The sequence below is a fragment of the Acinetobacter sp. L-24 genome, assembly GCF_056857555.1.
Genome location: NZ_JBSXNI010000031.1, coordinates 1 through 9,930 on the forward strand (window position 1 = coordinate 1; position 9,930 = coordinate 9,930).

At 38.1% G+C, this 9,930-nt stretch carries 8 protein-coding genes, 3 pseudogenes and 1 other annotated feature; of the genes and pseudogenes, 6 read left to right on the forward strand and 5 right to left on the reverse strand.

Annotated features, from left to right (window positions below; all coding sequences use genetic code 11):
- A pseudogene (locus AC13CK_RS03615) lies at positions 1 to 89 on the forward strand (IS6 family transposase); the annotation flags it as partial.
- A 35-nt stretch (positions 90 to 124) separates the two neighbouring features.
- Here the strand turns inward: AC13CK_RS03615 and AC13CK_RS03620 are convergent.
- From AC13CK_RS03620 to AC13CK_RS03635, 4 genes and pseudogenes are all read right to left on the reverse strand, one after another.
- Positions 125 to 391: a LysR family transcriptional regulator gene (locus AC13CK_RS03620; protein ID WP_077170324.1), complete on the reverse strand. Its 267-nt coding sequence runs from the start codon at positions 389 to 391 to the stop codon at positions 125 to 127.
- 27 nt (positions 392 to 418) lie between these two features.
- Positions 419 to 1,633, reverse strand: a complete 1,215-nt coding sequence (gene floR / locus AC13CK_RS03625; RefSeq protein WP_000214119.1) for a chloramphenicol/florfenicol efflux MFS transporter FloR — start codon at positions 1,631 to 1,633, stop codon at positions 419 to 421.
- A gap of 151 nt (positions 1,634 to 1,784) precedes the next feature.
- A pseudogene (locus AC13CK_RS03630) lies at positions 1,785 to 2,757 on the reverse strand (IS3 family transposase).
- Positions 2,352 to 2,468, reverse strand: a sequence feature (AL1L pseudoknot). Its footprint overlaps the pseudogene before it by 117 nt.
- A gap of 182 nt (positions 2,758 to 2,939) precedes the next feature.
- Positions 2,940 to 3,506, reverse strand: coding sequence for a recombinase family protein (locus AC13CK_RS03635; protein WP_006581699.1), 567 nt, complete (start codon positions 3,504 to 3,506; stop codon positions 2,940 to 2,942).
- A gap of 706 nt (positions 3,507 to 4,212) precedes the next feature.
- Here AC13CK_RS03635 and AC13CK_RS03640 point away from each other — a divergent pair.
- The 4 genes from AC13CK_RS03640 to AC13CK_RS03655 are packed head-to-tail and all read left to right on the forward strand — an operon-like array spanning position 4,213 to position 9,007.
- Positions 4,213 to 5,226, forward strand: a complete 1,014-nt coding sequence (locus AC13CK_RS03640; protein ID WP_005006358.1) for a nucleotidyltransferase domain-containing protein — start codon at positions 4,213 to 4,215, stop codon at positions 5,224 to 5,226.
- Between the two features lie 9 nt (positions 5,227 to 5,235).
- Positions 5,236 to 6,894: a ThiF family adenylyltransferase gene (locus AC13CK_RS03645; protein WP_005006360.1), complete on the forward strand. Its 1,659-nt coding sequence runs from the start codon at positions 5,236 to 5,238 to the stop codon at positions 6,892 to 6,894.
- Positions 6,879 to 7,379, forward strand: a complete 501-nt coding sequence (locus AC13CK_RS03650; protein ID WP_005006362.1) for a Mov34/MPN/PAD-1 family protein — start codon at positions 6,879 to 6,881, stop codon at positions 7,377 to 7,379. The genes AC13CK_RS03645 and AC13CK_RS03650 overlap by 16 nt, the downstream gene beginning before the upstream one ends.
- A gap of 2 nt (positions 7,380 to 7,381) precedes the next feature.
- Positions 7,382 to 9,007, forward strand: a complete 1,626-nt coding sequence (locus tag AC13CK_RS03655; RefSeq protein ID WP_005006366.1) for an SAVED domain-containing protein — start codon at positions 7,382 to 7,384, stop codon at positions 9,005 to 9,007.
- Between the two features lie 146 nt (positions 9,008 to 9,153).
- Here AC13CK_RS03655 and AC13CK_RS03660 read toward each other — a convergent pair whose 3' ends face one another.
- Complete coding sequence (locus tag AC13CK_RS03660; protein WP_005028412.1) at positions 9,154 to 9,480, reverse strand: hypothetical protein; 327 nt, start codon at positions 9,478 to 9,480, stop codon at positions 9,154 to 9,156.
- Positions 9,481 to 9,625: 145 nt separating this feature from the next.
- Between AC13CK_RS03660 and AC13CK_RS03665 the strand changes: the two are divergent.
- Positions 9,626 to 9,930 (forward strand): annotated as a pseudogene (locus AC13CK_RS03665) (transposase); the annotation flags it as partial.

Here is a 9,930-nt window from a genome sequence, read left to right on the forward strand (position 1 = left end):
GTGCACTACGTAAAGGACAAGCATCGTCATTTTATTATGGTCAGCCTCAGGGTGAAGTGTGTCTAATCAACAGGGTTTTCGGTCTCTAAGTACTTTTTAAAGGGAACATCATCGACTCAAATCTCTATTTGCAACAGTGCCCCATGAAGTGCCTGCCTGCGTCTGTTAGCCGAACGCCCCGCGCATGGCGCTCAAATAGCAGGACACCAAGGTTATCCTCCAGCGCTTTCACACGCGCGCTGACGCTCGACTGGCTGATACCAAGTGCCTTGGCCGCATGCCGAAAATTCAGATGCTCGGCGACGGCGATGAACTGAACAAGGGAAATGAGCGGTATCCTGCCAGACAGGATACCGACATTCACGAGGTTTCGATGGTTAGTGCGCCGCATCGGAGCGGGCCTGCTACCAGTCGTCGGTTAGACGACTGGCGACTTCTCGGTGGCAGCCCCACGGAGCCGAAGGAGCACCAGCCCCAACGAAACCAGTACCGCCATCGCCGTGGCGTAACAGATCACGGGCCACGCTGTGTCACCGTTTAAAAGTGCCACCGCCAATGTCCCGACAATGCTGACTATCAGGCTTTGAACGCAGAAGTAGAACGCGACCGCTGATCCCGCGATGTCGTCGAACTCTGCCAAAGCGCCGTTCGCGGTAACGGACACCGTGAAGACAATACCGACCGCGACAACCCACATCGGTAGGATGAAGGTGAGGAATGACGGCGAGCCGTAAAGTTCGCCGATCCCCAACAGGACCGCTCCGCAAACAAGCAACGCCATCCCACGCGCCACGCATCCTGCGATGCCCCATCTGGCGACAAAGGACTTCGCGAAACGGGTTGTCACGATCATTACAAGCGCGACAGTGGCGAAGGCAAAGCTGAATCCGATCTCGGAATATTCCGCTTGGCCTATGAGCACACGGGGAGCCGTCGAGAAGAAGACGAAGAAGGTGCCCATACCGGCGCTAAAGCCGACAGTGTAAACCCAAAAAGCCGGACTCGCGAAGATCGGCAAGACAGATCGGCGCGTCTTGACTTGATCCAGAGGGCGGGTTTCGTGCCACCTGAAACCCGCATTTAGGAGTGCGAGCATCGCCAGTATAGCCAAAGTAATGAATATCGCCTGCCATCCCAAGAACTCGCCGATCAATGCTCCGGCGATAGGGCCGAGCGCAGGCACGAACGCCAGCATCGAACTGAAAAGGCCGTAGATGACGACACCCTCAGGACGGTTGGCATAAACGTCGCGAACCGTCGCGAACGTCGCCACCAGCATGGCCGACGCGCCCACTGCTTGAAGTAGACGGAAAGCGACAAAGGCCGGTGCAGTTGAAGACCAAGCTGCTCCCAGAGACGCAATGACGAAAGCCGTTGCGCCCGCAAGTAGAATTGGCCGTCGCCCGATTCTGTCTGAGAGCGGACCAAAAATCACCTGGCCCACGCCGAGCATCACCATATAGAGGCTCAACGTGAGTTGGATCATAGCGGGCGTCGTGTTCAGGATGCCGGGCATCGCTGGAACGACAGGGAGATAAATATCCATCGCCAGTGAAGCGAGGATGTCGAAAGGAGCCATCAGCAGCAGTGCTGCCGGCAGCGTATAGGCCCACGCGGGGCGTGTGGTGGTCATGACGAATCAACCCTCGATTAAGGAATACCGGGCGACGTCTGCTCGTCAGCAATCAGATGAGACTAGCCTTACAGAGCGCCGCAACAACAATACTGGTTGTTGCGGCTTACTTGTCTGCTGACTTGGAATTTCCCATCTGATTACTCCACGCTTACGAATATGAATTGCTACATTTTATCCGATTATCTTTTGCTTCGCAATGCGGCATGGGCGCACTCAGCGTTCCAGCCCCCTCTGCCGCCCTAAATGCTTGCTCCAATGCATCGAGCACCATATCTGTATTCATCCGTGTCGATACTTTCCATCCAACAATTGCTCGTGAGAACACATCAATAATAAATGCAGTATAAACCCAGCCTGAATTTGTTTGAATATACGTAAAGTCACTCACCCACAGTTGGTCAGGATGATCAGCAGTAAAATTACGTTTTACCAAGTCATCCGCTCGTTTTTGATCATCTCGGCTACGGGTGGTTTGTTTGTTCTTACCACGCCAAACACCTTTTATACCTAGCTTTTGCATTAATCGAGCAACAGTACAGCGCGCAATAATATAGCCTTCACGTTTCAGTTTTTGCCAGACTTTACGTACACCATACCGACCTGAACTTTCCTTCCAAATTCGTTTAATCTCCTCAGCATGATGCAAGTCATGTAAATCTCGCTTTGCTCGATGTTCTGGATTTTCACAGAGATCTAGAGTCCGGTAATAGGTTGAAGGTGCGATCGGTAAAATTCTACAAATCGCCTCGACTCCGTACAGCTCTTTATTATTATGGATAAAATCCACCATTATTTGTGTGGGCGGTCGAGCTCCGCCTGGGCGAAAAAAGCGGCTGCTTTACGTAGAATTTCATTGGCGCGTTGCAGTTCTTTATTTTCGCGTTCGAGTTGTTTGATACGTTCTTGGTCTGAAAGCTGCTGTACTTTAACTGGATTTTGTTTATCTAAATATTTTTGATACCAAACACGTAGTGTTTCAGGAGTACAACCCTTGCGCAGTATACTGCTCAGGGAGCAATAGCGGTGATCGCAGCCCAATTCGATGGATAATCTTTCTCGGATTCAATCAATAATTGAACCGCTCTTTCTCTGATTTCAGGGGTATATTTTACTTTTTTCATCGGGACATTCTCTCAGAAAGCTTGGTCTCCGACAAACCCGGTACGGTTCAAAAATCTTCCATTGATTTATTTATATCTGTTAAACCAGTCGCATTATGAAATGTAATATAAGTAGAAATTTCAGTATAAATGGTCATGATCTTTTCTAAATTTGAATATCTAAGCGTCTTCATTAATCAACCTTATTGATTATTAGTTTCTTCTTTTAAAGCTCTTTGTACTGTTGCTATCCCTACTTTAAACTTTTCTGCAACACCTCTAAATGTTGAATTTTCTTCAGCCATTGCTTTTCGTATTTCAACATAGTCAACCTTCCGCTTTCTTCCCTTATATAAGCCCTTCGCTTTGGCTTTTGCAATTCCTTCCTTTTGACGCTCACGGATCATGGAGCGTTCAAACTCTGCAAATGCAGCAAGCATCTGAAACATGAGTTTATTTATTGCCGATTGTGCTACATCATGACTGAAGGTCAAATTCTCTTTATGAAAAATAATGGTTATACCACGATCATTCAGACTATTCACAATTTCGTTCAGATCATTTGTATTACGTGCCAGACGATCAATACTATGAACATGCACCGTATCACCTTCACGCAGATAGTCGAGCATTGCATTTAACTGAGGACGTTCACGGCTACCACCGCTTGCCTTTTCAGTAAAGGTCTTATCCAGGCTGATTCCATCTAATTGACGTTCAGTATTTTGTTCAGTTGAACTGACTCGAATATATCCGACCTGATTAGGCATTCTGTACCGTTAGAGTTTAGATAATTAAATACATATTGTACCGAAATTAAATATTAAGTCTATAAATACGGTTTTTGAGTTGCTTTTTAAGACTTTATTTTGTTCCGTTAGGCTATAGTCTAAAGTAACAGAATGAATATTCTACCCCCGATAGAAACAGCCGTACTCTGGGGGGAGATTTTTTTGATGTGCAGGTGCCGACCCTTACCAGAAGGCACTGTTGAAAATAACCACGAATCGTAAGCTGAATACTCTTTTAGCTAAAGGAGCAGCATATGAATTCTTTCCATAAAATTTAGGCTTGTATACCCAGAAAAATGTGGAACTTCTTAGGTTTCATACATGAGGATTTTGATAGGCTCACTGACTATTTTAAATTGTGTGCCTTAACTCTCTGTTCTAAAAGGCTATTCAGAATTTTTAGACTGTTTATTTTGAACATTCTTTTTACTCTGTGGTGGCGATGCCGTAATTGGACCTTGCAAGATGCATGGTCGTGTATGGGCGATGTCCAGAAAGAATTTGACTCAAAACTATTTTAGTTGGGAAGGAATGCTAAAAATTGGAGATTGATACATCTCATCGTTTGTTTAAATATTTTTTGATTAAATTTTCCCTTTAAAAATTCTATTTTTTTTAATGTCTTAACTTGTATTTAATATAGGAGATCCCCATAACAACAAAAGCACTACAGGAATACAACAATATGGCGAATCCACAAAAACACTATGCTAAGTTCCACACAAATATTCGATTAGGTCGTTATGACGAAGAAAGTACATTACGTGAAAAACGTGACCTTTTGATTAGCACCTTAAAAGATGAACTCAAAAAGGATCCAAATGGTCCTCAATTTGTTGAATACTTTAATCAAGGTAGTTATGCCTTGGGCACAGGGATTAAGCCTAAGAATGGAGATTATGATATTGATGTAGGAGTTTTATTAGATTGTGACAAAGAGGAATATGGCTCAGTAGAAATTAAAAAAATTGTTAGAGATGCTTTAACTCATTCAAATAGAACTGTAACGATCAAACGACCTTGCGTAACTGTCACTTATCTCAAAAATGGTAGTCCCGATTATCATGTAGATCTGCCCATCTACGCTGAAGACGACAAAGGCAATATGTATCTAGCTCGAGGTAAGGAATTCTCCTCTGAAGACCTTAAGACTTGGGATATTTCAAATCCTACTGAACTTACCGATACAATTTTGGGAAAATTTGAAGATGATTCAGATTTACGTCATCAGTTTAGACGATGTACTCGCTACTTGAAACAATGGCGAAATGAGAAAGGTCTAGATTTTTTTAAGAGTATTGCTATCACTACAGCTGTATATGAGCATATAACAGCTGAAGATTATGAGAATGATAATAAGGTATTACTTTCTATAGTAAATAATGTATTAGATCAATTCACTACCTTTAGCATTGATCCAGAAAATAACGAGTATTACTTCAGACTCGTAATTAATTTACCTGCACATCAAGGTGTAGACTTACTCGAAAAATTGACCCGAAAACAAATGGAGCACTTAAAATCAAAACTTGAAGATTTAAAATCATCTTTAGAAGCTGTAAATGAGGAAACTGATACAGTAGAAGCTTGCAAAATTTTAAATAAAACTTTTGGAAGACAATTCCCTATCCCTGAAATACAAGAAGTGTCCGAACCAGTAGTACAAACTTATTACACTCAAGAAGGAAAATCTGCTTAGGAAAACTCAATGTTTTTTGATAACCCAAAGTTAGACAATATTGAAAAGCTATTAAGTGAACATGGAGCTCAAAATATCCATGTCACTTCTATTACTAAGGATTGGGTTAATCTAAAATTTGATTTTCTCATTAATACACAACAGGTTTGCCTTGGTCTAATTTTTCAAAATAGAGCTAATTGGACGATACCTCCCATTTTTAGAATATTGACACGACCAATGTCTGCCTTAGATCATGTGAGTCAAAGTGGGGAAATTTGTACTACGGATCATCAAGGTGAAAACTTTGAAGGCTATAGACATAAAGAACTTATTACTGAATTCTTTGAAAGGGCTATAGATATACTCAAGCAATCTTTTATTAATTTTCAATTAAACAACCGAGTAAGCTTGTATAACGAACTAGAAGGATATTTAGGCAGCACTCAAAATATAAATGAGGATGTAATATTACATTGCGACCCTACTTCTACATTTAATTTATATGGTTGGTTAAGAAAATCATCAAAAGGGAATCATCAAATATTAGAGCATATTGATGATGGCGATAGTTCTTACATAAACCACAACCAGCTCACAAAAGTAAAAATTCATAAGATATTATTAGAAGATGCTTCTGTTTTCCCCATACCAGATATAGGAGATTATTTTAATGAGGACTATTTTCTAAAAATTGTTAATACCCTCTCTAATGAGAACAAACGATCTTTGTTAAAACAAGGCAATCATTATGCCCTAGTGGGAATTCCAAATGAACATGGATTTGCTTATGTGATTTTTTATTATGCCATTTGGTATTCTTTCAAAGAAAAAGTATCCTTCAAAGGCTTTAAAGTCTCTTTAACACAAAGAGCGTGGATAGATTATTTATTAAATAGAACGGGGCAAGAGAAAAAAACAAGACATATAGCGATTATCGGATGTGGGGCTTTAGGCTCAAAGATTGCAGAGATATTAGCTCAAACAGGCGTAAATAAATTTTCTTTCATAGATCCAGAGCTTTTAAAAACAGATAATATTTATCGTCATTCTTTAGGTTTGCAGTATGTTAATACCTATAAATCTACTTCTTTAGCTAATAAGTTTTTAATAGAAAGGCCCGGATTAACTATTTTTCCATTCGTAAGCCATGGTGAAAGCTGGATAAAATCAAAAATTACTGAAGATATTGATACTATCATCATAGCAATTGGCCATACTCCTACTGAGATTTCTCTCGTAAAAACTATTTATGAAATAAGTGCAAACATTCAAGTAATAATAGGCTGGTTAGAACCTTATGATTTAGGTGGACATTTTATTTCTTTCAATAATAAACATGTAGGATGTTTAAACTGCTTATATTTTGATGAAAAATCAAATAAAAGTCTTACCCCTATGTATAAATATGTACAATCTGGACAGCTAATTGCTAAAAATATTACAGGGTGTGCTGGTGCATTTACCCCCTTCTCTTCTTTAAATTGCATGAAGCTAGCAAGCTATATTTCTGAATATGTCCTGAATCAACAATTAGGATTTGTTTCTATTTCTGGCGACAATCAGAATGCAAATAAAAATGGAATAATTACTACCCCTTTTTATAATTCAGTAAATAATTCAAATGGAATTAATATATTGAATTTAAAAGAAATTTATAAAGAAGTATGCCCATGTTGCAATACATAACTCAAGGGAGGATTAAATGTGACACACCTACAGGCCAAGTCTTTATTATTCAAGCAAATGTTTTAAAGAGTTTAAAGCAATTTATACAATTAGAATCAGATTCTCCAGAATCGGGTGGCATTCTAATTGGAAGAACAGACATAGAAACTAAAGCTAAAATCATTGAAAGCTTTACCTCTCCTATGGAAGGAGACTGTCAAACACGTATGTCTTTCTTTAGGTCAAAGTCCCACCAATATGCTTTAATACAAGCTTGGAACGAATCTAAAAAATTCTATAATTTTCAAGGCCTATGGCATACACATCCTGAAGATGTACCAACACCCTCTCCAACCGATTTAAGGGATATAGATACTGTTCTAAATGGCATTACCAATCTTAATGACCCAGTTTTATATTTAATAATCGGAAGAGTAAAAACTGGAATCTGGATTGGTAGAAAAAATTTTAAAATCAAACTGTTAGGTTATATTGAGTTAAATTGAAAATGCAACTAGACCCATCCCTAAGTTTACAGACTTCTTTATCAGCAATAGATGATTTATCAAATGCAAATAAATATATAGAAGAAATTTTAAAGCATATTTGTATAGATTCATTAGGTGTATTAGTTGATGAAGAACGTAAAAATATAATTTTTGTCTTATTGAAAAATAAAAGCCCTGAAAGTTTTTTCCGTATAATTCTCAATTATGATGATACTTTAACTTTTGTCCGAAGATTGCTTGCCAAAAAAATTTCCATTTATGCACGCTTTCTTCAAGGTCACATAATTGATGCCCACACTCTACATGATTTTGAAAAGTTAAAAGAAACATGGAATTTAACCTCCTCTCAAGAGAGCGAAGTTAAAGATGTAGATTTTGTTCCTAGAAAGATTCCTAAACAAAAACCAAACCCTGTAAACCAATTAGAATATTTCATAAAAAGAATTTTTGATTTTGAGCATCTTACAGGTAGGGGTAACGATTTATCTGAAAAAGATAAAAACCAGATTTATCTCTCAAGTCATGGCCGATGTATGTTTAAAGGATGTGGTGCAAAATTAAACATAGATGAAATAACTGGATTTGAAGGTACATATGGCGTTTTAGCTCATAATGTTGCAGCATCAGAAAATTCTACTCGCGGTATCCCCTTCTTCTCATATCAACTATCAGATGATCCAACGAATATTTTATTATTATGTGAAAAACATCATAGGTTAATTGATAAAGTTGCTGGCGCAGAATATACAGCTTCAAGACTCTCGCAAATGAGAAGTAATTTCACAGCACAATGCGAAGATTTATTAGATTCTTTAAGCTTTACTCCTATGCCAGTGTATTTATTTTTCTGGCCCGTGAATCGCAATATTCCTCAGTCTCCTTCACGACGTGATATTGCAAGCTGCCTTCTCCCATTAAAATCTATTTTGCATAAAGATAAGACACTAATTCATGAACCATTACCAGCTCATTTAAGAGCTTCAGCTGATGAGTTCTATAAAAAGTATTTTTTAGAAGAATTTGAAGTTCAAACAGAACAATTACTTAGGGAAACTAAATTTGATGATAAGAGAGTAGCTATTTTTGGCTTCGGCCCTATGCCATGCCTAATAGCATTAGGAAGTAAATTAGGAAATAAAGGGAAATTTATACCTATGCTTATGTATAGGGATGGAAGTTGTTGGATGTGGCCTGATCTTATATGTACAACCAAAGCGTATGAAATTAATAATTTCAGTGAAATAGAAGATTGTACTGAAATTACTATTAGATTGAATCTCACTGCTGATCCAGAAACCTCTAAAAATAAGGCTGTTGAATTAGGACATCCGGTAATTAATATTACTGCTAAACCAGAATATATGGGGAATGGAGCAATAAGAAATCCTGAACGAGGACTAAGTTTCATGCAAGATATTCATGCGTTATTTCATAGTCTAACAGATAAAGGAATTACCAAAATTCATGTCTTACCATGTGCATCCAATGCTGCTTGTATATGGTTTGGACAAGCATTTGATCTGCATCATCCTGAAATGGTTATTTATGATTACTTAAATAATTCAATGGTTCCAAGACTTCAAATTCGAAATAATGGAAGCAAGAATGAAATCGCTGTAATTTAAACAGTATATTTGATAGTACTTTCATACCATTAGATTTAAATATGACATTAGTAAATGGAGTTTAGCTCTAATGGGGCTTTGTTGCATAAATATCTAAGACTATGATTTTGTTTAATTTATTTTTGGATTAAAATTTAAACAAATCCTTAAAAATCAGTATCTTGAAGAATGTTTATACAACAAAGCCGTTTTAAACTAAAAAATGTTTGTAATACTATTTTATTTAAATCACTCTGCGATCTAGGTATTAAATTTAAGACTTTCCATGGTTTTAAATAATCTTGCAGATTTTTTTGTGGTTCGAGAATATTTAAATCTTTATTAATATCAAAATTTGAGGGAATTCCATTTGTATTTTTTGCTAATAATTCCTTAACTAAATTTGTTGGAATAGCTCCATTTAAATGAACGTGTAAATCACCCTTAGGAAGATTCACTATCATATCTTCATTAATTTTTTGTAGTGCAGACATAAGTGTAGAAATTAATATAGCTGATTGAATTTTATCATAAAATCTATTTCCAAGTTATTTATTTTTAAATTTTTCTATTTCAATTCTGAATGGCTTTGTTGCACAAACCTATCTGTAAAGGGTTTTTCAGCGATATAATTTTCAAATGAAGAAGCCTACACACAAAATCTACCGCACAACCAATTGGCCCGCATATAACCGAGCACTCATGAGTCGAGGAAATATTGCCATTTGGTTTGATCCTGCTACGCAATGATATGCTCCATCAAAAGGCAAACAAGGGCGAAATCAAATCTACTCCGACGCAGCCATCCAATGCTGCTTAATGATTAAATCCTTATTCCGTCTGTCTTTACGTATGGTCACTGGCTTTGTGCAAAGTCTGATTAAACTTTGCGGATTAAATTGGATAGCTCCAGATTACACCACGCTTTGTAGAAGACAAAAGCA